The 25,177-nt window shown below is 65.2% G+C and carries 20 protein-coding genes and 1 tRNA gene; 3 read left to right on the top strand and 18 right to left on the bottom strand.

What is annotated here, in order from left to right; genetic code table 11:
* Window positions 1-825 (top strand): hypothetical protein, encoded by an 825-nt coding sequence (locus tag M2390_RS14835; RefSeq protein WP_259179864.1) that lies wholly within the window; start codon window positions 1-3, stop codon window positions 823-825.
* A 183-nt stretch (window positions 826-1,008) separates the two neighbouring features.
* Here the strand turns inward: M2390_RS14835 and M2390_RS14830 are convergent, their stop codons facing one another.
* The 8 genes from M2390_RS14830 to M2390_RS14795 form a co-directional block, all read right to left on the bottom strand.
* On the bottom strand, window positions 1,009-1,443 hold the full coding sequence (locus tag M2390_RS14830) for a DUF4234 domain-containing protein (RefSeq protein WP_259179863.1): 435 nt from the start codon (window positions 1,441-1,443) through the stop codon (window positions 1,009-1,011).
* A 273-nt stretch (window positions 1,444-1,716) separates the two neighbouring features.
* Window positions 1,717-2,430, bottom strand: coding sequence for a TetR/AcrR family transcriptional regulator (locus M2390_RS14825; RefSeq protein ID WP_259179862.1), 714 nt, complete (start codon window positions 2,428-2,430; stop codon window positions 1,717-1,719).
* A 35-nt stretch (window positions 2,431-2,465) separates the two neighbouring features.
* Window positions 2,466-4,169 (bottom strand): allophanate hydrolase, encoded by a 1,704-nt coding sequence (gene atzF / locus M2390_RS14820; protein ID WP_259179861.1) that lies wholly within the window; start codon window positions 4,167-4,169, stop codon window positions 2,466-2,468.
* A complete protein-coding gene (gene uca / locus M2390_RS14815) occupies window positions 4,169-7,819 on the bottom strand; it encodes an urea carboxylase (protein ID WP_259179860.1) in 3,651 nt (1,216 codons plus the stop codon). Before uca ends, atzF begins: the two co-directional genes overlap by 1 nt.
* A complete protein-coding gene (locus M2390_RS14810; protein ID WP_259179858.1) occupies window positions 7,816-8,601 on the bottom strand; it encodes an urea amidolyase associated protein UAAP2 in 786 nt (261 codons plus the stop codon). The genes uca and M2390_RS14810 overlap by 4 nt, the downstream gene beginning before the upstream one ends.
* Before the next feature lie 2 nt (window positions 8,602-8,603).
* Window positions 8,604-9,452: an urea amidolyase associated protein UAAP1 gene (locus M2390_RS14805; RefSeq protein ID WP_259179857.1), complete on the bottom strand. Its 849-nt coding sequence runs from the start codon at window positions 9,450-9,452 to the stop codon at window positions 8,604-8,606.
* A 27-nt stretch (window positions 9,453-9,479) separates the two neighbouring features.
* A complete protein-coding gene (locus M2390_RS14800) occupies window positions 9,480-11,105 on the bottom strand; it encodes an APC family permease (protein WP_259179856.1) in 1,626 nt (541 codons plus the stop codon).
* Window positions 11,106-11,300: 195 nt separating this feature from the next.
* A tRNA-Lys gene (locus M2390_RS14795) sits at window positions 11,301-11,376 on the bottom strand.
* Window positions 11,377-11,679: 303 nt separating this feature from the next.
* Between M2390_RS14795 and M2390_RS14790 the strand changes: the two genes are divergently transcribed.
* Window positions 11,680-12,183: a DNA-directed RNA polymerase subunit beta gene (locus tag M2390_RS14790; RefSeq protein WP_259179854.1), complete on the top strand. Its 504-nt coding sequence runs from the start codon at window positions 11,680-11,682 to the stop codon at window positions 12,181-12,183.
* 301 nt (window positions 12,184-12,484) lie between these two features.
* Here M2390_RS14790 and M2390_RS14785 read toward each other — a convergent pair whose 3' ends face one another.
* The 10 genes from M2390_RS14785 to M2390_RS14740 all read right to left on the bottom strand — a co-directional run bounded on the left by M2390_RS14785 (window position 12,485) and on the right by M2390_RS14740 (window position 24,603).
* Complete coding sequence (locus tag M2390_RS14785; protein ID WP_259179853.1) at window positions 12,485-13,768, bottom strand: hypothetical protein; 1,284 nt, start codon at window positions 13,766-13,768, stop codon at window positions 12,485-12,487.
* Between the two features lie 259 nt (window positions 13,769-14,027).
* A complete protein-coding gene (gene pstB / locus M2390_RS14780; RefSeq protein ID WP_030148172.1) occupies window positions 14,028-14,807 on the bottom strand; it encodes a phosphate ABC transporter ATP-binding protein PstB in 780 nt (259 codons plus the stop codon).
* A gap of 19 nt (window positions 14,808-14,826) precedes the next feature.
* Window positions 14,827-15,882, bottom strand: coding sequence for a phosphate ABC transporter permease PstA (gene pstA / locus M2390_RS14775; protein ID WP_259179850.1), 1,056 nt, complete (start codon window positions 15,880-15,882; stop codon window positions 14,827-14,829).
* Window positions 15,882-16,820 carry a phosphate ABC transporter permease subunit PstC gene (pstC, locus tag M2390_RS14770; protein ID WP_259179847.1) on the bottom strand — a complete coding sequence of 313 codons (939 nt, stop codon included), beginning with the start codon at window positions 16,818-16,820 and terminating at the stop codon, window positions 15,882-15,884. The genes pstA and pstC overlap by 1 nt, the downstream gene beginning before the upstream one ends.
* Window positions 16,821-16,901: 81 nt before the next feature.
* Window positions 16,902-18,008, bottom strand: a complete 1,107-nt coding sequence (pstS, locus tag M2390_RS14765) for a phosphate ABC transporter substrate-binding protein PstS (RefSeq protein WP_259179846.1) — start codon at window positions 18,006-18,008, stop codon at window positions 16,902-16,904.
* Between the two features lie 200 nt (window positions 18,009-18,208).
* On the bottom strand, window positions 18,209-19,723 hold the full coding sequence (locus M2390_RS14760; RefSeq protein ID WP_259179844.1) for an Abi family protein: 1,515 nt from the start codon (window positions 19,721-19,723) through the stop codon (window positions 18,209-18,211).
* Between the two features lie 150 nt (window positions 19,724-19,873).
* Entirely contained in the window at window positions 19,874-20,809 is a 936-nt protein-coding gene (locus M2390_RS14755) for an NUDIX hydrolase (RefSeq protein ID WP_259179843.1), read from the bottom strand.
* A complete protein-coding gene (locus M2390_RS14750; protein ID WP_259179842.1) occupies window positions 20,806-22,980 on the bottom strand; it encodes an RNA degradosome polyphosphate kinase in 2,175 nt (724 codons plus the stop codon). Before M2390_RS14750 ends, M2390_RS14755 begins: the two co-directional genes overlap by 4 nt.
* Window positions 22,981-23,053: 73 nt before the next feature.
* The gene (gene mshD, locus M2390_RS14745) at window positions 23,054-23,929 is read right to left on the bottom strand and encodes a mycothiol synthase (RefSeq protein WP_259179841.1); all 876 of its coding nucleotides are present in this window, start codon (window positions 23,927-23,929) and stop codon (window positions 23,054-23,056) included.
* Complete coding sequence (locus M2390_RS14740; protein ID WP_259179840.1) at window positions 23,926-24,603, bottom strand: response regulator transcription factor; 678 nt, start codon at window positions 24,601-24,603, stop codon at window positions 23,926-23,928. Before M2390_RS14740 ends, mshD begins: the two co-directional genes overlap by 4 nt.
* A gap of 142 nt (window positions 24,604-24,745) precedes the next feature.
* On the opposite strand from M2390_RS14740, the gene M2390_RS14735 reads away from it, so the two are divergent.
* Window positions 24,746-25,039, top strand: a complete 294-nt coding sequence (locus M2390_RS14735; protein WP_259179839.1) for a hypothetical protein — start codon at window positions 24,746-24,748, stop codon at window positions 25,037-25,039.
* Window positions 25,040-25,177 lie beyond the last annotated feature (138 nt).

Below are 25,177 nucleotides of genomic sequence, written 5' to 3'. Positions count from 1 at the left end.
GTGCCTTCCACCGGTCTGACCCGGTTTCCGACCACCGCGCTGGTGGGGGAGACCTGGTCGAGAGTGTCCCGCTTCTCCGTAATCGGACTTGCCTATGCCGGACCCATCACCTCGACGGTGTTGCTTGCCTGGGTAGCTGTCGACTGGAACAGGCGTTGGATATTTATCACGGTGGCTATTGGACTTCTCGTCTTCGATACGATCGTGACCACCACCAACAAGAGAAGCTACCGGTCGCTCGCCCTGGAACTCGCAAACACTCGATCGGCTCTTGAACAGGCTCAAGAAAACAACGTTCGTCAACAGAATGACATTGAGGCGACCGAGGGGGCGCTGCAGCTGATCTTGAATTCCCTGGTGAGAGAGCTTGCGGTTGCGCTGAACTTTAGAACACCGAATGACCGGATTTCGGTTTATTTCAATAACGGATCCCGGTTTGTAATGGCCGCAAGATACTCCGCCGACCCGGTGTTCCATACGGCCAAGGAGGACGCTTACCTGGTTTCCCGAAGCCTCATTTCCTCGGCTTGGCGTAATCAGATCGCCAGCACAAAGTATCCCAACGTTGAAGAGTGGCGCTCCGCTCTGGCTCAAGACCTCGGGCATTCCCCAGGAATTGGGGAAACGATCCACATGACGTCGCTGTCAGCTGCCGGGGTCAGACTGGAATTTCATAACGACAATGTCGGGGTGCTCGTCATAGAGTCCACCGATTCCGAGCGAGCAAAGCAGCGAACGGCCAACCTCATGCAGAAGAATGCCGCGGGAGTTCTGATCGCCGAGCTACTCCGTAACCACAGCGCGAGAGTCCCGAGCCTCCGTTAGCCGACCGGCCGCCCCACCCGCGCGTGGAACCGACTGAGACGTGGGTGGGTCATGTCTCGACTATCGGGGGGCTCTCGTCCTGACCACCTTGCTAACGGCTATCGCAGTGGCCGACTCTGCCGCCGAGAATGCAACATGGCCCCGACAAACGAAGGTTTGTCGGGGCCATGTTGTGTGGGCTGGTTAGCCGCGCTCGTTGTAGTCGGCGCAGAGGGCGTTCATCGAGGTCAGCCACTTGTGGATGAAGATGAACGGACCCACGATGATGAGCGAACCGAGCACGTTCCACAGCCAGAAATCGGCGGCGGAGATGGTCTTGGGCAGGCCGCGTCGGGTCTGCTCGTTGCCGATTCGGTCGGAGGTCTTGTGCCACCACACCAGTGCGGCGATCCCCAGGGTGATCGGACCGATCAGCAGGGCCAGCAGCCAGTAGTTCATCGAGCGCTTGTTGTCGTAGCGGCCGGCGATGGAGTTGAGGTCCTCGCCGCCGCGGGCGGTCACCCAGATGGCGTAGATACCGAGGGTGATGATGCCGATGAAGATGTACTTCACCAGCGAGCGGTTGGTGTCGAAGTTTGCGCGGACCGGCGCAGCTACCTGGGCGGGAGCCTGAGTCATGATTTGTGGATCTTTCTAATATGCGCCCCGCACCGTCGGCAGAGCTCCAAGCGCGCTTCCCGCGTGAAGTCGCGCTGGCACCCGATCGATAGTAGTAGTTATCTGGAGATCTTCTGGCAAAAAGTGAGAAAAACTTGCCAAAATGTCATTCTCGGCGGTATAAACCCCTTGGACTGGGGGGGGGGTTGCCCGCTAAAACGAGCTCACGACTGACCTCGAGCGCCCTCGTGTCGCGGCTGGGGAACCGACTTCGACTCCTGTTCCGGCTTCGGGCTAAGGCTGGGGCACCGGCTCCTGCTCGGTCAAAATCTCGTGAGCCTCGACGCGGGCCGCCGCGATTTCGGGGTCGCCGAGACCCAGGATGCGCAGGCACGAGGTAGCGATCATCTCGTCATCCAGGGCGGTGCCGGGATTCGGATCACGGCGCAGCTGGATCACGGTTTCGGCGAGCTGGATGAGGAGCAGCCCGATGCGTTCCTCGCCGAGAGCCGCGGCTACACCGGGCGTCGCCGCGGCGAGGCCCAGCTCTCCGTAGATCCCGCGCAGGCGAACACGCTGCTCGCGGAAGTGCTCGTAGCGCGGATCCTGAATCTCGGGGAGCAGATACAGCGTGCCGATGTTGTGGGGTGCGGCGCGCAGGGTGCGGGTATCCACCGTGGCCAGGGCAAACAGCGTGCCGGCCGGGCTCGCGCCGCCGACACTCTGCGCCCGCATGTCCTCGATAAAGTCGATGCTCGGGCGCACCGAGCCGCTGAGCAGCTCCGCCAGAATCTCGTCCTTGCCGGCAAAGTGATAGTAGAGCGACTGCTGGCGGATGCCCACCCGCTCGGCGATCGCCCGGGTTGAGGCCCCCGAGAACCCCGACTCGACAAACAGCGCGGCCGCCGCATCGAGGATCTGTTCCCGAGCCGACAGCGTGGATGCGGCGCCCTCCGCCCGGGCGCGCGGGCGTCCGGCCCTGCCGGTGGCGGTCGAAGATGAAGCCATAATCTCCATAATGTCATGCCACCGGCCGGGTGTGACTATGCCGCCGATTCCCGGGTGAGCCAGGCGATCCAGCCCCCGAAGCCGGTGATCTCGGGCGCCCCCTGCGTCGCGAGGGATTCGCAGAGAAAACCGGGCACCTCGCGGCCATCGGAGAGGCGTACCCGACCGATACTCATCGGGGCGGGTAGCGCGGCGACAAACGTCGCGAATCCGGCCGCCGGCAGTCGCCAGAGCTCCCCGGAAATTGCCGCGCCGCCCTCGGCTACCCGCACCAAACCGGGCTTGGGCGGCGTGGTCGGCAGGGCAAACAGGGTGTAGTCGGGTGCGGTCGAGACCGGCTCGACCAGGGAGCCTCCGGCGGCGATCAGCTGATGGTTGAGCGGCTGTCCGCTGAGGTGTGCCCCCACCACAACCAGCTCCACCGTGGGGGCGGCGAAGCGCTCGGCCAGCTCGCGCAGCGCGAGATCGTGGAAGGCCGGTGCCGTAAGCATCACGCCGAACGGGTGCCCGTCCACGGCTCCGGCGGGAATCGCCAGCGCGGACATGTCCAGGAGGTTGGCAAAGTTGGTGAAGCGGCCCATCCTGCTGTTGCCCCCGATCGGGTCCTCGGCCAGCTCTGCGAGGGTCGGGTGCCAGGTCGTGGTCGGGGTGAGGAGCGCGTCGGTCCCGGCAAGCAGCGCGCGTGCCCGAATGCCCAGGGCGTCCAGGCGTTCGCGATCCCGGAACAGCTCCACCGCGGTCTTCTCCGCGCCGCCGAGCAAAATCGCGGCGACCGAGGGATCCAGGTCGGTGCCGATCAGGTCCCGGCCCTGCTCGATGTGTTCCCCCACCGCCGCGAAGCGTTCGGCCACAAACGCCCCCTCATAGAGCAGGGCCGCGGCCTCCAGCAGCGGGGCAATGTTGACCTCCACGATCTCCACCCCGGTCGAGGCGAGCCGCGCGACGGCGTCGCCGAAGGCCTCCCGCCAGCCCGCGGCCATGCCCTCCAGATGTTCGGCGGTGGGGATCGCGACCCGCGGGGTGGCGCTCAGCCGGGAGTCAGCGGCGGACGCGGCAACCTCGGCCGCGGAGCGTGCCAGCGGATCAAGCCCGTCATCTCCCGCGAGTAGCCGGGCGGTTGCGGATCCGAGGCCCAGGTCGCGGGCAAACACGGTCACGCAGTCCAGTGTGCGGCACGCGGGCACCACCCCGGTGGCCGGGATCAGGCCGCGGGTCGGCTTGATCCCGATAATCCCGTTGAGCGCGGCGGGTACCCGGCCCGATCCGGCGGTGTCGGTCCCGAGGGCCAGATCCACGATGCCCAGAGCCACGGCGACCGCAGATCCCGAGCTTGACCCGCCCGAAATCCGGGTGGGATCCCAGGCGTTGCGGACGGCGCCAAACGGGCTGCGCGTCCCGACCAGGCCGGTGGCAAACTGGTCGAGGTTGGTCTTCCCGATCACGATGGCTCCGGCCGCGCGCAGTCGCGCCACGGCGGTGGCGTCGGCCACCGGATCGTAGGCGTAGCTGGCCGAGCCCGCCGTGGTGGACAGCCCGGCGACATCGATGTTGTCCTTGACTGCGGCGACCAGACCCGCGAGCGGCAGACGCTCCCCGGCACTCAGTCGCTCCTCGATCACCGCGGCCTCGGCCAGGACCTCGGCCTCGGCGCGCAGCGAGATCCAGACCTCGGGACGATCAACCTCGGCGATGCGTGCGTAGGCCCGGCGAACACGCTGGGTGGGGGTGAGTGTCGACATCAGTGTTCTCCCATCAGGGCGAGGAGCACCTGGCCGGGGGTGGCCTGCTCACTCGGGGCGGTATAAATCTCGACGACGGTGCCGTCGATCGGGGCCAGGACGGCGGACTCCATCTTCATCGCCTCCAGCGCGATCAGCTTGTCCCCGGCGCGCACCCGCTGTCCGGGACGCACGTTGAGCTGCCAAACGGTCGAGGTGAACGGCGCGCTCACCGCGGTCGCCCCGGCGGGGATAACCACCGCATCGGCGGGCGGCGCGGGCTTGGGTTCGGGACGCACATCAAACTCACCCGAGGCGTGCCAGCGCTCCTTCTCCTCGGCAAAGGCGCGCGCCTGCACCGCGCGGAACTCGGCAATCGAGGGCGCGTTATCGGCGAGGAAGCGCTCGTGATCGGCGATCGCGAAGGTGCCCTCCTCGGTCTCGAAGTGACCGCGCCCGGCCGCGGTTTCGGCGCGCAGCTCGGTCAGCTCCTCGGGGCTCACCGGGTACCATTCGATCCGGTCGAAGAAGCGCAGCGCCCAGGGGTTTTCGGCGAACAGGCCGCCGCGCTGATAGCGGCTCCAGATCGGCACCGTGCGTCCCACCAGCTGGTAGCCTCCGGGACCCTCCAGCCCGTAGATGCACATGTAGGCGCCGCCGATCCCCACCGAGTTTTCGGCGGTCCAGGTGCGGGCGGGGTTGTACTTGGTGGTGACCAGGCGGTGGCGGGGATCCAGCGGGGTCGCGACCGGTGCGCCGAGGTACACATCCCCGAGTCCAAGCACCAGGTAGGTGGCGTCGAACACGGTTTTGTAGACGTCCGCCGCCGAGCCCAGGCCGTTGATTCGGCGGATGAACTCGATGTTGGACGGGGTCCACGGGGCGTCGTTCCGCACGCCGTTCATGTAGCGCTCGATGGCCAGGTTGACCGTGGGGTCGTCCCAGGAGAGGGGTAACCGCACCGTCCGCGAGGGCACCACGAGCTTCCCGGTTTCGGGAATCTCGGACTCGATTTCGCGCAGCAGCCCGGCCAGTCCGCTCGCGGTGAGGGTGCTCGAATCGGTCTGGATTTGGAGCGAGCGGATCCCCGGGGTCAGCTCGCGCACCCCCGCCGGCCGGTTCTCGTTGAGGGTGGTCATCAGCGCGTGCACGCGCATCCGCAGGCCGAGATCCAGGGTCAGGTCGCCGTACTCGACCAGCAGGTTGTCGTCCCCGTCCCGGCGGTAGGTGACCGCGGGGCGTTCGGCGGTGGCCTCCATCCGGCCGATCACCCCGTCATCCCCGTCGCCGCCCGTGCTCAGCACAGTGAGCGAGGCGCGCGCCTCCAGCAGCCCGGCGGCCTCCGATTCCCGGATCGGCACAAAGCGGATGGTGTCGCCCGGGCGCAGCTGGCCGAGCTTCCACAGGTCGCCGCTGCCCACCACCGCCGGACACACAAACCCGCCGAGGCTGGGGCCGTCGGGGCCCAGGATGATCGGGGTGTCCCCGGTGAAGTCGATCGCGCCGACCGCATAGGGGTTGTCGTGAATGTTGGAGGGGTGCAGACCGGCCTCGCCGCCGTCGGGGCGGGCCCAGGTGGGGCGCGGACCCTCCAGTCGCACGCCGGTGCGGGCCGAGTTGAAGTGCACCACGTAGTCGGTCGCATAGAACACGTCCATGTCCTCCCGGGTGAAGAACTCGGGGGCACCGTGCGGACCCTCGGTCACGCCGATCTGCCAGGTGTGGGTGATCGCCGGGCGTCGGTGTGCGGGGGTCGGGCCGCCGATCAGGCCGAGTCGGGTGCCCGCGGGCAGCGCCGGGTGGGCGGCGTCGGAGTCGGGGGATCCCGGGCGCAGCACATCGCCCGGACGCAGCGCCCGACCCGCGTGCCCGCCAAACCCGCCGAGGGTGAACGTTGAGGCGCTGCCCAGGTAGAGCGGCACATCGAATCCGCCCCGAACCGCGAGGTAGGCGCGCTGGCCGGGACCGTTCAGTGCCCCGATCACCAGCACCGAGCCCTCCGCAACCTCGAAGGGCTCCCACATCGGCACGGGTTCGCCATCGAGGGTCGCGTTTGCCGGGGCACCGGTGAGCGCGAGGATCATCGTGGTGCTAAAGCGCAGGGTGGGCCCGGTGGCGGTGATTTCCAGCGCCGGTGCCCCGGCGGGGTTGCCCACCGCGAGGTTGGCCTCGGTGAGGGACACCGAATCCATCGGGCCGCTCGGGGGAACGCCGATCTGCCAGTAGCCGGTGCGGCCGGGAAGGTCCTGGATCGTGGACATGGCCCCGGCCTCCACCACGTCGATGCGTGGGTCGGGATCGGTGGTGACATCCAGCGTGGACGTGGAGTGGGTGGCGGCCCGCAGGGAATCCTCATCGGTGAGCGCGCGCAGCAGCCCCAGGTTGGTTACGACGCCGTCGATGCGGCTGGCCTCCAACCCCTCGCGCAGCAGGTCGAGCGCCGCCTCGCGGGTGGGGCCGGCGGCGATTACCTTGGCGAGCATCGGGTCGTAGTAGGGGGACACCTCCAGCCCGGTCTCGATCCAGCCGTCGACCCGCACCCCGTCCAGCGGCTCGGTCCCGAAACCGGGGAACACCGCCTGGGTCACCAGGCCCGAGCTGGGCAGGCCGTTCTGCGCGGTGTCCTCGGCATAGACGCGGGCCTCCACCGCGAACCCGCGCGGCACAAACGCGCGCTCGAAGAGCTCGGGGGCGCACGCGTCCGCGCCGTCCCGGGCCAGGGTGAGCATCATCGCCACCAGGTCCACCCCGAACACCTCCTCGGTGACCGGGTGCTCAACCTGCAGCCGGGTATTCACCTCGAGGAAGGCGATCTCCTCGCGAATCGGATCGTAGATGAACTCGACGGTCCCCGCGGACCGGTAGGACACCGATTCGGCCAGGGCCCGCGCCGACTCATGGAGCAGGGTACGCACGTGGCCCGGCAAGGCGGGGGCCGGGGCCTCCTCGATGACCTTCTGATTGCGGCGCTGCAGGGAGCAGTCGCGGTCGCCGATCACGGCCACCCGTCCCTCCCCGTCGCCAAACAGCTGCACCTCGACGTGGCGGGCGGGACGGACCAGGCGCTCCAGGAACACCCCGGCCGACCCGAAGTTCTTCTCTCCCAGCCGGGCCACGCTGGCGAAGGCCTCGCGCACCTCCGCGGGGGTGGCACACGCCTGCATCCCGATGCCGCCGCCTCCGCCGGTGGCCTTCACCATGACCGGCAGGCCCACCCGCTCGGCCCACTCAACCGCCTCCTCCGCCGAGGCGAGCAGGCCGCTGCCGGGCAGCATCGGCACCCCGGCGCGCCGGGCCAGCTCGCGGGCCGTGTGCTTTTCCCCGAACGCGGCGATGTGGTCGGCGCTCGGGCCGATGAACTGTATGCCCGCCTCCTCCAGGCGACGGGCAAACTCCAGGTTTTCGGAGAGGAACCCGTAGCCGGGATGCACGGCCCCGACCCCGAGCTCTCGGCACGCGTCGAGGATCTTCTCGATGTTGAGGTAGGAATCTTTGGCCGGTGCCGGGCCCAGATAGACGGCCTCATCGGCCTCACGAACGTGGGGTGCCGCACGGTCGGCATCGGAGTAGACGGCGACCGTGCGCAGGCCCAGGGCTCGGGCCGAGCGGATGATCCGGCGGGCGATCTCGCCGCGGTTGGCAATCAGGACGGTGTCAAAGGCGGCGCTCATGCGGGGTCCGTTTCGGTCTGGGGGTCGGTGATGATCATGCGCAGGGGGGTGCAGTTGAAGTCGTTACAGGGGTTGTTCATCTGGGGGCAGTTGGAGACGATCACCAGGACGTCGATCTCGGCGGAGAGCGCCACCCGCTTGCCCGGGGCGGAGATCCCGTCCACGATTCCCAGCGCACCGTCGGCCTCGACCGGAACGTTCATAAACCAGTTGATGTTGGACACCAGATCGCGCACCCCGAGCCCGTACCGGGCCCCCTCGGTGAGGAAGTTTTCCCGGCACGCGTGCTGATACTCGGTGTGGAAGCCGTAGCGCAGCGTGTTGGACTCCTTGGAGCAGGCCCCACCGATGGTGTCCTGACGGTCGATCTCGTTGCCCACCACCCGCATCAACACCCGGCCCTCGCTGGAGTACAGCGACGAACCGGTGCGCAGGTAGGCGTTGCCCGCGGCGGCGAGGGTGTCGGGGACCGAGTAGCGTTCGGCGGTGTTCTCGGCGTTGTAGACCAGGAAGTCCGCCGACTGGTTTCCTCCGACATCCACGATGGTGAGGGTCTGTCCGGCCCGCACGATGCCCGACCAGGGGCCGAGCGGGGCGACCGTGTCATCCAGCACGGTGGTGCCCTCCACCAGGGGACCCGAGGGATCGAGGACCGTGTCGGAGGCAAAGACCGCACCGACCGGAACGGTCGAGGCCGGCGAAGTGGAGGCCTGCGGAGCGGAGACCGGCGGAGTGGAGATCGGTGGTGTGGGGGCCGGAATGGTGAGGGGATTCGGTGTCATGGTCAGAGTCCTTGTGCCTGTGCGTAGTCGATCGTGTTGAGGTAGGCCCGGGTGAGCTCGGGCGTGCGGGCGAACCGCTCATCGTCGGGGCCGGTGGGATCGCCGCGCCACGCGTGGATGCGAAGCGGTCCGACCGCGTAGTCGGGGGAGGGGTCCAGCGGATGCGGCACATTGGCTACCAGGATCAGTACCGGCATCTCGGCGATCAGGTCCACGTGGGTCCCCGCTCCGGCACTGCCAACGAACCTCAGCGCACCATCCCCGTCGATTCGCACCCCCTGAAACAGCGAGACCGAGGGCGGTAGATCCCGGGCATCGAGTCCGTGCTTGGCGGCGGCCAGCAGGAAGCGCGAGCGGCCCGAGGGCGTGGGACCCTCGGCGGCCGAGGCACCGTACTTTTGCCGGGTGGCCGGGTCGGTGGTGGTGCCGCAGAAGGCGTCGTGGTGGCCCGAGGTATCGGCGGCGATGGTCGCGAGCACGCGGCCGTCGCCGGAGAGCAGCGGATGGTCGGTCCCCAGATACGCCTGCCAGGGGATCTTCACGGTGTCGGCGGTGTTGAGGCGCTCGCCGAGGGCTACGGCGTTGAACAGCAGCAGGTGCGCGCAGGCGGATCCGGTGGGATCCTCGAACCGAATCCGGGTCCCGCGGGCCAGTACCCGGTGCGTGTATCCGCCGGGGGCCACGGTCTCCGCCCAGGTGAGGGCCGCGGGATCCACGTCGGCCGGGATAAACGGAGAGGTGGCCGCCGGCCGATACGGCATAAAGGGTGAGGTAAGCGCGGCCCGGGAACGGGCATCGGAACGGGCGTTGTGCACGTGATCGGTCAGGTGTTGGGTGGCGATGGAGGTCATGAATCCGTCACTTTCTGAGGTGGGCCGCTACGCCTGAGTGGGCGTGGTCGGGGCCGGTGAAGCGGGCGTTGCGGAAGCGGTCGGAGCCGTGGGGATCGTCGTGGCGGTGAGGGCCAGATCGGCCAGGTCAATCTCCGCGGTGGTGGGCAGGTGGCCGAGTCGGATGGCCCCGTCACGCGCATGATTCCGGCGGTGCACCAGCACACCCACCAGCAGCGTTGCCCCGATAAACAGCAGCGCGCTCCACTGCAACCACCAGGTCTCACCGGTGAGGTCATAGATTTCCGGGCGGGGCCAGGCGAGGTTGATCACCATCGCGATCTGGTAGAGCACCGCCAGTACGTTGAGGGGCAGCCCCCAGCGTCCCAGCGCAAACAAGGGCTTTCCGTCCTCATTGATCCCACCCGAGTGCCAGTCCCGCGGGACACGCAGGCGGGCAAACAGGAGGGGGACGGTCACGCCGAGGTAGGCGAGGTAGAGCATCGCGATGCAGAGGCTGGACAACGCGGTGAAGATCGCGTTGTGGCCGAAGTTCACGGCGAGGGCCAGCGCCGCGCCCACTCCGATCACGATGCTGGTCGCAATCGGGGTCCCGGTGCGCGGGGATACCCGGGCCAGCGTGCGCCAGAAGGGGAGCGCTCGTTCGCGGGCCATCGAGTAGATCATCCGCGATCCGGAGGTCTGCACGGCGAGGGTGCACGCAAAAACCGCGACGGCGACGGCGACCAGGAGCAACCGGCCAAACACCGGTCCGAGCCGTTCGGTCACCACGTAGGCGATCCCTCCGGCGGCAAGCTTCCCGTCCGACAGGCTGGGGGCGGCCACCAGGGTCGCGATGATCAGCAGCGCACCGCCGAGTCCCGAGACCACCACCGCGTTGATGATGGTTTTGGCGATGGTCTTGCGGGGCGCGTGGGTTTCCTCGGCGAGCTCCCCGGCGGAGTCAAAGCCCACCAGGACGTAGGCAGCCATCAGCGAGGAGGCCAGAAACGCCCAGATATAGGGGGAGTCCGACGGTGCCGCCCCTTCGGTGGTGAAAACCACGGCGGGGCTGCGGGCGGGCAGCAGGAACAGGGCGGCCACCACCAGAATCAGCCCGATGATCTCCACGATCACGCCGACGCTGGTGGCGAAGGCCATGATGCGCACGCTCAGAATGTTGACGACGGTGGTGATGACCAGCAGGATCACCCCGAGTAGGACCGCGTTCTGGGCGCCGGTATCCGAGGTGAGCGAGGGGTCGGCCCCGGGGCCGCCGATGATTTGGAAGCCGTCCCAGATCGAGGGGAGTACCGCCTGGACGGCGATCGCGGCGACGGCCACGGTCAGGGTCTGCGCGATGATCATGACCCAACCGGTAAACCAGCCAAACGTGGTGCCCGCGAGTCGGCTGGACCACTGGAAGATCGCCCCGGAGATCGGCCAACGCGCGGCGAGCTGGGCGAAATTCAGCGCAACCAGTAGCTGCCCGGCAAACACCAGCGGCCAGGTCCAGAAGAACGCGGCCCCGCCGAACCCGAATCCCAGCCCGAACAGCTGAAACACGGTGGTCAGGATCGAAACAAACGAGAATCCCGCGGCAAACGAGGAGAAGTGGCCCACGCCGCGGCGCAGCTCCTGGCGGTAGGTGGCGGGGGAATCGGTGATGCTCATGGGTACGGCCTTCCCAAAACAAGAACCTAATACCTGTCATCTGACAGGTACAGTTCTTATCCTGGGCAGCGCGTATTGCCCGCCGATTTCTCAATTGTTAAATCGATGTTCCAGCTGGCAGGAAATATTAGATCCGAAATATGGTGCGCAAAAAACCCCACACGGTAACGTGTGGGGCGGCGAATTGCTTGGTAATGGTGGGCCCGGAGGGGCTCGAACCCTCGACCCGCGGATTAAAAGTCCGATGCTCTGCCAACTGAGCTACAGGCCCAACCCCGCACAGAATCCACGAGTGTGGTGCGGTGCGAGGGGAGAACGCTCGAAGAATCCAACGAGCGAACATCACCAGTCTATCGGATCAAACCGGGTGTTCGCCGCCACCACCCGCCGGGATCGCGGAGTACGCTGGAGACCGACTTTATGCGTCCACTCCCGGTGAAAGGATCCAGCCGTCAACGAATTCCGCAAACCCACCCTGTTCCCCGGACACCTGTTCAGCACGTTCGTCGGGGGGAGCGATCCGGCCGAAACCAGCCGGATCTCCCATGAGACCGCTCACGCGCTGCTTTCGCGTGTGCGCGCGAATCCCGACGCCGACATTTTGGACCGGCTGATTGCCTACACCGACAACCACGGAATCGAAACCCTCGCCGAGCTGTGGGCCACCGCGCCCGCACGCAGCCTCCCCGGTGCGCTCTGGCGCATCTACCTGTTGCGGGCCCTAATCCGTCAGGACCCGTACACATCCAGCCTGATCTTCCGCCGTGGATCCGAGGTTATTCCCACGATCGATCCGGTGATCGCCGGTGCCGCGGTCCCCACCAACGTGGAGGAGATCACCACCCTGGCCGATGAGATCCTGCGCGGCGTCTTCGATGGAGACTTTGCGATCGCGCTGGATCGCGCCGCGGCGTACTGCCGGATCAACGCCGCGGGCTGTGTCTCGCTGGCTAACGATGCCGACCCGATCCATCCCGAACGGGCCGAGGGTCTGACCCGGCGGGCGCTGCGCTACAGCACGCTGGGTGATGAGTTGGCTGCCTGTTCGAAACTGTGGCGGAGCGAGTCGCTGGACTAGCCCAGTGCCATGGTGGCGTGCCCTGTTCGCGTAGCGCGAAGACACGCCACAACTCGCGGATTTCTGAGGGAAATCCTCCCCCGAGCGGGGCACAGTCCCACGGACTTTGGTACACTGGCATAGCCGGGCCGCAAAACCCCGGGCTCCAATTTTTGCCGCTGCGAGCGGCCTTCCGCCGAGAGGCGTTTCTGCGGCCTGGCACCTACTTTTAACGCGGGTGATGAACATCTGACCCGCACCGCAGCAAAACAGCACCGCCCCCGAATCAGATTCGGGGGCGGTGCTGTTTTACTAGTGGAGACTAGAGGGCATCTGCCGAGGAACGACGGCGCTGCAGTCCGAGCAGGCCAACGCCGGCAGCGAGGACCAGGACGGCGATGCCGGGCACCACCGAGGACAGGTTCGAACCGGTTTCGGCCAGGCCACTCACGGCCGGGTCCAGCTTGACCGTCAGGGTCTGCGGTGCGGAGAGTACCCAGAACTCACCCATGCTCTGTGACGTCGCGTTGACCGTGAAGACGGCCGAACCCCGAGCGATGTCAGCGGAACTAACGATGTGGGTTCCGGTCAGGGTCCGACTTGCGCCGGGCGCAACCCCCAGCACGGTCTCGTAATCAATCGGGTAGGCGCGGTTCGGGCCACCGGTAGTGTTGGCGGGCGAGGCGAGGGCGGGCTCGGCCAGGGTCGTGTTGCCGGTGTTGGTGACAACAACCGAGTAAGAGATGACATCGCCCACGCGACGGGGAACCTCGGTGGAGGTGACCGTCGCAACAGAGGCTACCGAGGGCTTGACCACCGGGAGCGGGAAGTTGTGTACCTGAATGTCGCTGTACACACCCTTGTCGTTAGCGCTAATTCCGCGCACTACAAATGACTCGGTGGTCTCATTTCCTGCACCAGAAACGGTTCCGGTTTGAGTCGGGGTGCGGAAATCTAGCTCGATCTGGGAGTACACCCAGGTATCGGTGAGGGTAATGGTTTCACCGGCGGCAATGCTTGGGCCGGGAGTGTTCCAGGGGTAGGCGGGGTGGATCTGGTTGACGGTCAGGTTGACCAGATCCAGATCGGTGAGGTTTTTGACTTCAAAGCTGTAGCCGTAACGCTCGCCGACATCCAGGAGGCCGTTGCCGTTTGTATCGTCGAGGATCCAGGTCGGAGTCACTTCGAGGCCGAACTCGCCCCAGGGACCCTCCTCGGTCTCCTGTCCCGGCTCGGTGGCCTCTTCGTCCGCAGGCTCTACGTTCGCATCCTCGGAGTTCGTAGGCTCGAGGTTCGTAGGCTCAGCGCTCGCATCCTCGGAGTCAACCGCGGTCTTGGTCGGCTCATCGGCAGCCTCGGGGGCGGGCTCGGAAGTGGGCGACCCGGTTGCCGAATCTGCGGTGGCATCAGCGGTGCTCGTGCTGGGAGCCACCGATGGCTCGGAAGCGTCTGAACCGTCTCGCGTTGTGTCATCCTCTGCGATGGCACTCACCGACGGCGCAGGAATCGGCGCGGCCGAAGCCGGAATGGTCGTGGCTACACCGAGCAGTGCGCCGAGAGACAGAACGGAGGCCGCGGTAGCCCAGCGACCCGAGATTTTTGCCATTATTCCCCCATGGAATAGAAGTGATTGATTGTGTTCAACGATACGTCGCGAGGGCACCATTTGGTGCCAAACCGGACTTAGATTTCATAACGTTTGCGAGACGAAAAACCTTTATGTGCCGCATGGTGAATATAGCGGCCGGAATCAGTGTGATTCTGCCCCAAAGCGTGCCTCAAACGGGGGTCAGGGATAGCAAAATGCGCCGGCTTCCCCAGGGGGAAACCGGCGCATTCCGTTTATGCCATACGGCGAATTTTTGTTATCCGAAACGACCCGAAACGTAGTCTTCGGTGGCCTGGACGTTGGGCTGGGTGAAGATCGTGTTGGTGTCGTCGTACTCGATCAGCTTTCCGGGCTGGCCGGTGCCGGCGATGTTGAAGAACGCGGTCTTGTCCGAGACGCGGGAGGCCTGCTGCATGTTGTGGGTCACGATCACGATCGTGTACTCCTTCTTCAGCTCCTCCATCAGGTCCTCGATCGCCAGGGTCGAGATCGGGTCCAGTGCGGAACACGGCTCATCCATCAGCAGGATGTCCGGGGAGACCGCGATCGCGCGGGCGATGCACAAACGCTGCTGCTGTCCACCGGACAGACCCGAGCCGGGACGGTCGAGGCGGTCCTTGACCTCGTTCCAGAGGTTGGCACCGCGCAGCGACTTCTCCACCAGATCGTCGGCGTCGGACTTGGAGATGCGGCGGTTGTTGAGCTTCACACCGGCGAGCACGTTCTCCTTGATCGACATGGTCGGGAACGGGTTCGGACGCTGGAACACCATACCCACCTGACGGCGCACGAGCACCGGGTCAACACCGGGGCCGTACAGGTCGTCACCGTCGATCAGCACCTCGCCCTCGACGCGGGCGCCGGGGATGACCTCGTGCATGCGGTTCAGCGTGCGCAGGAAGGTGGACTTGCCACAACCGGACGGACCGATGAACGCGGTGATGCTGCGCGGCTCAATGGTCAGGGAGACACCCTCCACGGCACGGAACTTGGAGTAGTAGACGTTGAGGTCGCGGACCTCGATGCGCTTAGACACGGACTATTCCTTCGGGTTTCTATCGGGAGAGCTTCGGGGAGAAGATGCGGGCGATCAGGCGACCGAGGAGGTTCAGGGCCATCACGATCAGGATCAGGGTGAGCGCGCCGGTCCAGGCACGGTCGAGGAACTGCTGCGGGTCGGCACCCTGCTGCGAGTACGAGGAGTACACAAACAGCGGGAGGGACATCATCCGGTCGCTGAAGAGGTTGTAGTTCATCGACTGGGTGAAGCCGGCCACGATCAGCAGCGGCGCGGTCTCACCGATCACGCGGGCGACCGCGAGCAGCGAACCGGTCACGATACCGGCCAGCGAGGTGGGCAGAACCACCTTGAGGATCGTCAGGTACTTGGGAACACCCAGGGCGAGGGATGCTTCACGCAGCTCGTTGGGAACCAGCTTGAGCATTTCCTCGGTCGAGCGCACCACCACGGGGATCATCAGCAGCGACAGCGCGATGGATCCGGCGATACCCAGGCGGATGCCGGGTCCGAAGATCAGTGCGAACAGCGCGTAGGCGAACAGACCGGCCACGATCGAGGGGATACCGATCATGATGTCGACCATGAAGGTGATCCACTTGGCCAGCTTGCCGCGGCCGTACTCGACCAGGTAGATGGCGGTCAGGATACCGATCGGGATCGAGATGATCGCGGTGGCCAGGGTGATCAGCAGGGTTCCCACGATCGCGTGCAGCGCTCCACCGCCGGCGTCGGTGACGTTCCGCATCGAGGTGGTGAAGAACTCCAGGTCGAACCGGGCGAGGCCCAGGCCGATCGTGGTGGCGGCCACCGAGATCAGCGGCACCAGCGCGAGCAGGAAGGCCAGGGTGACCAGCGAGGTCATCAGGCGGTCCTTGGCCTTACGCGAGCCTTCGACAACCAGCGAGAGGAGGTACACCAGGACCACAAACAGGACCGCGGTGACCACCACGATGCCGGGGATCGAAGGGTTGCCCATCAGCAGGGCGATACCGGTGATGATGATCGCGGATCCCAGCAGGACCCAGGCCGGCGTGTAGCGCGGGAGCTTGCCCGCGGTGAGGGCGTTAGCAATCGGGGCGACGGTGGACATTAGTTGGCTCCCGAGAATTCTTTACGACGCGCGACGATGGCTCGAGCAATGAAGTTCACCGCGAAGGTGATCACGAACAGGATCAGACCGGTTGCGATCAGCACGTTGACGCCGGTGCCGTGGGCCTCGGGGAAGTTCAGCGCGATGTTCGAGGCGATGGTGTTGGGGTTCTCGGACTGCAGCAGCACAAAGGAGATCACGGTGCTGGGCGAGAGAACCATGGCGACGGCCATGGTTTCACCGAGCGCGCGGCCGAGGCCGAGGATCGAGGCGGACACCAGACCGGAGCGGCCGAATGGCAGCACGGCCATCTTGACCATTTCCCAGCGGGTGGCACCGAGGGCCAGGGCGGCCTCCTCGTGCAGCTTGGGAGTCTGCAGGAATACCTCGCGGGCCATCGCGGTGATGATCGGCAGGATCATCACGGCGAGCACAATCGCGACGGTAAGGATGGTGCGTCCGGTACCCGAAACCGGGCCGGAGAAGAGCGGGATCCAACCGAGGTTGTCGGTCATCCAGGCGTACACCGGCTGCACGGCCGGAGCCAGGACCTTGATGCCCCAGAGACCAAAGACCACCGAGGGAACGGCGGCGAGCAGGTCGATCACATAGGCGAGACCCTGAGCCAGGCGGCGCGGTGCGTAGTGGGAGATGAACAGTGCGATTCCCACGGCCAGCGGAACGGCGATCAACAGGGCGAGGAACGCGGCCCAGACCGTACCGAAGGCGAGCGGACCAACGTAGGTCCAGAAGTTTGAGGGGGAGCCCTTGAGCTCGGTGGTGTCGGCGCCGAGGGCGGGGATTGCTTCAACGATCAGGAAGATGGCCACCGCGGCCAGGGCCACGAGGATGAGGCTTCCAGCGATCAGGGTACTCCGGGCGAAAACGCGGTCACCCAGACGGATGACGGGTTTAGGCCGTTCGGTTTGAGTGGTCATAGTCGACGGTGCCCTCGGCTCCTTGTCTCGCCGTCGTGGCCCGGCCAAAAGGCCGGGCCACGACGAGTGTGATGTGGGGTGTTACTTGATGCTTCCGACGGCGGTAGCAACCTTCTTGGAGAGGTCAGCCGACAGCGGTGCGTTTCCGGCCTTCTCGGCGGCGGCCTTCTGGCCGGCCTCGGAGGTGATGTACTCGAGGTACGCCTTGGTCAGGGTGCCCTGAGCCGGGTCCTTGTAGGTCTCGCAGGCGATGGCGTAGGAGACCAGGACGATCGGGTAGTGGGTCGCGTCGGTGGTCTTGCGGTCCAGCTTGATGGCCAGGTCGTTGGCTCCACGGCCCTCAACCAGCGGCGACTCTGCGACGACGGCGGCCGCGGCCTCGGCCGAGTAACCGACGAACTTGTCGCCAACCTTGACCTTGACAACGCCCAGCTTGCCGGCGCGCGAGGCGTCGGCGTAACCGATCATGTTGGTGCCGTTGGTGACGGCGTCAACCACACCGGAGGTACCCTGAGCACCCTCGCCACCCTGGTACGGGAAGTCGTCGGCCGGCTTCTCGGTCCACACGTCGGGTGCGTTCTGGTTCAGGTAGTCGGCGAAGTTCTTGGTGGTACCCGAAGCGTCCGAGCGGTGCACGGCGTTGATCTTGGCGTCGGGGAGCTTAGCGTCCTTGTTCAGGGCGACGATCGCGGGGTCGTTCCACTGGGTGATCTTGCCCGAGAAGATGCCGGCCAGGGTGGCGGCGTCCAGGTTCAGGTCCTTGACTCCGTCAACGTTGAAGATCACGGCGATCGGGGAGATGTAGACGGGGATGTCGATGGCCTTGGTGTCTGCCTTGCAGGTACCGAAGGAACCGGCGAGCTCCTCATCCGAGAGGGCCGAGTCGCTACCGGCGAATGCGGCACCACCGGCGATGAAGGCCTTACGGCCAGCACCCGAACCGGACGGGTCGTAGTTCACGGTGACCTTCTCGTTGGCGGTCTGGAAACCGGCACCCCAGGTGGTCTGAGCGGTGCCCTGGCTCGAAGCGCCAACGCCGACAAGCTCACCGGAGAGGTTGCTGGCCGCGGGGGAGTCGGAGGCCGACCCGGATGCCGAGGGCGAGCCCTCGTTCGCTGCACACGAGGTGAGGGCGAGGGCGGTGATCGCGGCGACAACCGAGACGCGCGCTACCGAAGAAAACTTCACGGGTACTTCCATTCATAGTGGATTCGGGGCGAGCCTGCTGTCGGCTCACCGCCGAGGCTATGCCGCGATAGTGACAAGCATGCCGCGCGTTGGTGAACGGGAGGTTAACTCGGGTGAACGGTTGGTGCCGAGCCGCATGATCTCGCGGCGGCCATTTTCACGATCTTGCCGAGCGTTTACCTAACGGTAGGAATCCGGCTTTATGTCGTTAGCGTACACACGGTCGGTGGCACGAAACTCTCGGTGGCATGTACCGCCGTTACCGCTCGAGTGAACTCGGACTCACTAACCTCGGTGAGGAGTGAGAGTGGAGATCGTTCGGCTCCGTCGGAACCTCTTGGCAGGCATTCATTCGTCGTCTGCCACCAATCCAGTTGGGCCTGTGCTGCCCGCTCCGGTGTTGCACGAGGGCACATGCGAGCGAATGTCTGATTGATTTCCGCGAGTGCATTAATGATCGCCCCGTCACGAAACTGAAAGTCGGGGAAATAGCGCACCCCGGCGAGCTCAATCTCGATCACCGCACGATATTTTCGATATGAGGTCAAGAGGTGGCGGCGTGCCGCGGGGCCGCCCGTCGGGACGCCCTGCTGAGTGTGCCCTGTGGACATGAGCGAGCTCATCGGGGTGGAGACAAGGAGGGTTCGAATTCCCACCTGGGATGAGCACGGGATCCGATCCAGTAGGCTCGCGGCGATCATGGGAGCGCGCGGCAGTCGAAATCCCGGCTGCCACAGCGGTTCGCTCGACCACCCCGGAGAGAAACCGAGGTCGCCCAGGGAGAACCCAATGCGTCTCGCGCGCTTCCTGACAAAATTGATGATCTTGATGACGTCGGTACGATCCGGGTCGATGCTGAGCAGCAGATGACGCATGATGACCAACGAACCATAGATCTTGTTTTTCACCCGAGCGTCTGAAAGACAATGCACATGAGCCAGGTGGTCGCCGTTATCGCCCGATGGTGCCTCGATTAGGACGTCAAGGGTGCGGTTCCAGAGCCTTCCATTGTGGGCACACACATTGCGTACATGGCGAAGATGATTCAGCCAGTTTGCCAGTGCGCCGCTGTTTCCTCGGCCCTGCCGAGCCAGGATCTGAAAGCGTGCGGCAAGAACCTCCCGGTCGCTGTCTGGGGCGATTCGATAGAGCCCGTTGAGCACCCCGAACCCCATGACTTCCGTGCCCACCCAAACGGGCAGATGCTTGCCATAGTGCTCGCGGAAATGCAGGACGAAACTGTCTTGGGAGCGTCCCTCCTGCCGGTCATACTCGCGCAGCCATTTCACGTAGGAAGTGGGCGGGTGGGCGTCGGAGGGAATGGACGATCCCAAGAGTTCAGGTCGGCGATGCGCGAACGGGTGCCTCGCTCCCAGGCGATGCCCGAGGAAGAAACGAAATGAAATTTCGATAGTGCTGATTACCGCACTGACCTTCTCTCGAAGCATCCGGTCAAATTCGTACAGTTCAACCACCTGAGCCAGTGATGCGCCCCGGACAAAGTCACCGTTGCGCGCCCCTCGGCTCCGGGAATTGACTGGTGCCGGCTTGCGGTAGGGATGGAAATAGCCCGATAAACGGTAGTACCCGAAACGCTCAAGCACACTTGCGGCAAACTCATCGCTTCCGCATTCCAGGCCATGACTGCGCAGCTGAGAGATCTGTTCCGGAACCGTGAGAAACGGCTTCGAATAGGTACTATCGATGTTTGCCATGAGCCCACGCTCCCCCGCGAAATTAGTGTGCGGGGGAAAGAACAAACCCGCCTCTCATCTCGAGAAACGGGTAAGTCGTAATATCTGAACGCTACTCCGCTCCCTACCCTTGGTCAAGACCTTTCGGGAGTCGGAAAAACATTCGCATCGTTATACCGGATTGGGGTGGGTCTCGATCGAGATGATGCCCGAACTCGGGTTGGTGGCCGAGAGGTGCACCACCGAGAAGTCGCCGGGGGCGAGGTCTGCGGCCGAACGGATGTAACTGCCGGTGACGCTGCCGGTGGCCAGCGCGATCTCCCGCAGCAACTCGGGAACCAGGGGCAGGTGCGAGCAGATCACCGCGTTCTTGCCGGCGCTGACGCGCTTGCCGATGATGCTGCGCGGGTCCGCACGATCTTCCTCAAAGGCATCCTGGCTGATTTTGCCGCTGCGCTTGGGGGTGATGCTGGTGGCCGCTGCAAGCGGGGCCACCGTGGTGACACAGCGCAGTGCATCGCTGGTGACGATCTTTCGGGGCCCAAACGCGGCGATCATCGGAACCACCGCCTGGGCCTGGTCAAGCCCGCGCGGGGTCAACGGACGCCCGGCATCGGTGCCGTCCCCGGCCGAAGCCGAGGCCGCCTTGGCATGGCGCAGCACCGTGATCGAGAAGGTATGGGTCACGCCCTCGGCCACAAGTTTGTCAAACACATCCACGATTTCGACATCGTGTCCGTAGGTGAGATAGGTGCGCGCCTTCTTCAGGGTGACCCATTCGATGGCCGCCACCTCGCGGTTCGGGCGGAACTGCGAGGTACGGATCGCCTCATCGCTGACAAACGCCGCCCAGTAGTGCACAACCTTGGTTTTGCCCGAGGGCAGCAGGTAGCGGCTCATCCCGAGCGGCACTCCGAGGTTGACCGACAGACCGGTTTCCTCACCAATTTCGCGGACGGCCGTCTGCGGAAGTGTTTCGCCGGGATCTACCTTTCCCTTGGGAATGGTGACATCCCCATAGGCGGTGCGGTGGATGACGAGGACATGGACCTTGCCCTCGATCAGGCGCCAGCACAGGGCTCCGGCGGCATATACGGCTTTGTTCACCTACGGTTCCTCGGACGTCGACGATGGGTAATCTGCTGCAACAGCTTATCCTGCAGATCATCCAGCGGCGCACCCGTGTCGTCGAACGCATGACGGATCCACTCACCGTCGGCCTGGAGATCCCAGGCTCCGGTCTGGTCGTCCATGGCCAGGTCGAACAGCTCGTTGATCTCGGTGATGTGACCGGGATCCACCAGACGAACCAGGGCCTCAACTCGGCGGTCCAGGTTGCGGTGCATCATGTCGGCACTGCCGATGAAGAGGTGCTGATCGCCGTCGTTCACAAACGAGAAGATGCGCGAGTGCTCCAGGTAGCGGCCGAGGATCGAGCGCACCCGAATGTTTTCGCTCAGGCCGGGCACCCCGGGCATCAGCCCACAGATGCCGCGCACCCAGACCTCAACCGGAACTCCGGCCTGGCTGGCCCGGTACAGCGCATCGATGATGGCCTCATCCACGATCGAGTTGACCTTGATCCGGATGCCGCTGGGCTTACCCTCCAGGGCATTGCGACGCTCGGTATCGATGTGCTTGAGCAGCCCCTTACGCAGGTGCAGCGGTGCCACCAGCAGGCGCTTGAACTTCTTCTCGATCGCGTAGCCGGAGAGCTCGTTGAACAGGCGGGTGAGGTCGCGGCCCACCTGCGGGTCGGCGGTCAGCAGCCCGAAGTCCTCGTAGATGCGCGAGGTCTTGGGGTTGTAGTTTCCGGTACCGATGTGGCTGTAGGACACCAGTGATCCGTTTTCCTCACGGATCACGTGGGCAAGCTTGCAGTGGGTCTTCAGCCCCACCAGGCCGTACACCACGTGCACGCCGGCCTTTTCCAGCTTGCGTGCCCAGGTGATGTTCGCCTGCTCGTCGAAGCGTGCCTTAACCTCGACCAGCGCGAGCACCTGCTTGCCGGCCTCGGCCGCGCGAATCAGGGCCTCCACGATGGGGGAGTCGCCCGAGGTGCGATACAGGGTCTGCTTGATGGCCAGTACGTGCGGGTCCGAGGCAGCCTGCTCCAGGAAGGCCTGGACGCTGGTCGCGAAGGACTCATACGGGTGGTGCAGCAGCACGTCGCCGCGGGCGATGACTTCAAAGAAGTCGACCTTGCTGTTGGAATCCGAGGGTGCCAGGGCGGCGGCCGTGGTGGGCAGACGCTTGGGGTAGTGCAGGTCCGGACGGTCGGCCCCGGCCAGGCTGAACAGTCCGCCCAGGTCCAGCGGTGCCGGCAGGCGGTAGATCTCCTGATCGGTGATATCCAGCTCGCGTACCAGCAGACCCAGGGTGACCTGGTCCATATCGGCGCTGACCTCGAGCCGGATCGGCGGACCGAAGCGGCGACGCAGCAGCTCGCGCTCGAGGGCCTGGATGAGGTTTTCTGACTCATCCTCCTCGATCACCACATCCTCGTTTCGGGTCACCCGGAACACGTGGTGTTCGAGGATCTCCATGCCCGGGAAGAGGTCGCCGAGGTGGCTGGCGATGACGTCTTCCAGCGAGATGAACCGTGCCGAACGCAGCGTCTCGGTGGGGTCCACGCGGATGAAGCGCGGCAGCATCTGCGGCACCTTGAGCCGGGCGAATTCCTGGCGGCCGGTCTTGGTGTTGCGGATGCGCACGGCCAGGTTGATCGAGAGCCCCGAAATATAGGGGAACGGGTGGGCGGGGTCCACCGCGAGCGGCATCAGGATCGGGAACAGCTGATCGGCAAAGTAGTTGTCGATTCGGCCGTGATCGGCCTCATCCAGATCCTCCCAGGTGACCACGCTGATGCCCGCCCGGGCAAGATCCGGGGACACCAGGTCGCGCCAGGCCCGGGCATGACGCTCCTGCAGCTCGTGGGCGGCGACGGAGATATCGTTCAGCACGTCGGCCGGGGAGCGACCAACATTGGTCGGCACGGCCAGGCCGGTCAGGATGCGTCGCTTGAGACCGGCGACGCGCACCATGAAGAACTCATCCAGGTTGGAGGCGAAAATGGCGAGGAAGTTCGCTCGCTCCAGCACCGGAAGCGAGGCGTCCTCGGCCAGCTCCAGGACGCGCTGGTTGAACGCGAGCCAGCTCAGCTCGCGGTCGAGGTAACGCTCCTCGGGGAGCGAGGGGTCGGATTCGTCCAGTACCGCGTCGAAGTCATCATCGTCGCCGCCGAGTCCGCTATAGAGAGCCACGTTTTCTTCAGCCATTTCCCCATCTTGGCAGGTTATTTAGCGCGCCGCGCGGGAAATCTGTGAACGTTGTGAAAACTTCGTAGCGAATCTAAACCCGTGGACGGTGGTACTGCACGTCGATCGTGTCGGTCCGATAACCCATCGAGCGATAGAGGCCCAGCGCCCCCGGATTGGAGTCGTCCACGTACAGGCTGGTGGTGGTCAGTCCCAGCTCGCCAAAACGCGCCAGTCCGGCAGTCATGAGGCGTCTGCCCAGGCCCTGACCGGCGGTTTCCGGGGCCACACCGAGGACGTAGATTTCCCCGTCGGTGTCGCCGGGTAGCACCTTCAGCCAGTTGTAACCGATCAGATGACCGGTTTCATCGCGCACCAGTAGGAAGTTTTCGGGGTCGAACCAGTCCTCGTGGGTGCGGGCGTCCAGATCCGCGCGGAGCAGGGCACCCTGCTCGGGGTGGTCGCGGAAAACCCGGGCATTCAGGGTGACCCAGTCATCGGCGTCGCGTTCGGCACGGAACGTGGAGACCAGCGGATCAATGGTCACCGGGCCCGGGGCCTCGGGTGCCAGCTCGCGCTCCAGCCGGTACAGCACGCGTGCGCGCTCAAATTCGTGGGTGCGGGCCAGGGCGGCGGCAGCCGGGTGATCGCCGTGAGCCCAGGCCGAGACCAGACCTGCCCCGGAGCTGCCCGCCAGGACCTCGCCGATCAGGGCGGTGCCGTGACCGAGGCCACGGTGAGCCGGATCGATCACGGCCTCAAAACCCACACCGTCGATCACCGCGGCACCCAGCAGGGTGTCATCGCTGTCCTCGAGGGTGACCAGGCGGGCATTCCCCGAGGCCAGGGCAAGGCGGGACTGATCGTTGAACGGGGGCTGCTTATCGGCGTCTCGTGCGCGGCGGATCAGGGTATCCAGCGCCTCGGCTCGTTCCCCCGCGTCCCGGTCGGTGCGGATTCGAAGGCTCACGCGGTTTCTCCCGCGCCGTCTTCGGCGAGGTTGAAGCGGTACCCGACGTTGCGGATGGTCACGATCAGCTGTTCCATGTCGCCCAGCTTGGCGCGCAGGCGTCGGATGTGCACGTCGACGGTGCGGGTGCCACCGAAGTAGTCGTAGCCCCACACCTCGCTCAGGAGCTGTTCGCGGGTGAACACGCGGCCCGGGTTTCCAACAAAAAACCGCAGGAGCTCAAATTCTTTATAAGTGAGATCCAGCGGTCTTCCCTGAACGCGGGCGGAGTACGACGATTCGTCGATGGTCACGCCGGAGGTTTGCAGCGGCGAGGCCACGGTGGGCGCGGGCGTGCGTCCGATACACAGTCGAAGGCGGGCATCCAGCTCGGCGGGTCCCACCCCATCCAGCAGCAAATCGTCGACACCCCAGTCCGAGGTGACCACCGACAGGCCGCCCTCGGTGAGCACCAGAAGCAGCGGAATCTCGGCGAAACCCGAGTGCAGGATCTTGCACAGTGCACGGGCGGAGGCCAGATCACGGCGGCCATCCACCACCAGGACATCGGCCTCGACACCGGCCATGACCTGGTCGGCGCGTGCGGGTACCTGACGCACCCGGTGTTGCAGCAACCCGAGCGCGGGTAACACCTCGGTGTCGGTCTGACTGGTCAGAATCAAGAGTCGTGCCACGGGTTCCTCCGCCAAAGATGTAGGGCTATCCTACTGTTTCTTCCGGGGAACTCGGGACCATACCCGGCTGGGGCGTGGCTGCGAAGCTGAGGATCGGGCGTTTGGAATGGTGTCCGAGCGGGGGATCAGGCACAATGGCAGAATGAGTCAATTTGATCAGGTCGCCCTGCCGCGCCGCCGTGACATCGTTGTGGTGTGGGTGGTTGCCCTGGTTGCGGCGATCCTGATTTGGATCTTCGCCCCCGGCGTGAGCGCCTTCTCCTGGCTGGCCGTGGCACTGGCCGTGGTCACCATGCTGAGTTTTGTCATTCAACTGCGCGGTGGCCGGAAGACCGGCTTCATCGACCGCGTCACCATCAGCATCGCCGGCTCCGTCGTGATTCTTGGTGTGATGAGTGCGCTCATGGGGATCGGCAAGCTGCTCCCCGCTGCCTAGCAGGATTTCGATCGGCTCGGAAGGTTGATCCTCGCGGGCTGCGGGATAGACTGGAGCCATGCTCGCACTTGAACTGTTTTTCATCGGTCTGCTCTGCCTGGCATCGCTGGCGATTGTCTACACGGCAGGCGTCGTTGT

The organism is Mycetocola sp. BIGb0189, assembly GCF_024810155.1.
GTDB lineage: Bacteria > Actinomycetota > Actinomycetes > Actinomycetales > Microbacteriaceae > Mycetocola > Mycetocola lacteus.
This window is presented reverse-complemented; position numbering and strand designations above follow the sequence as displayed.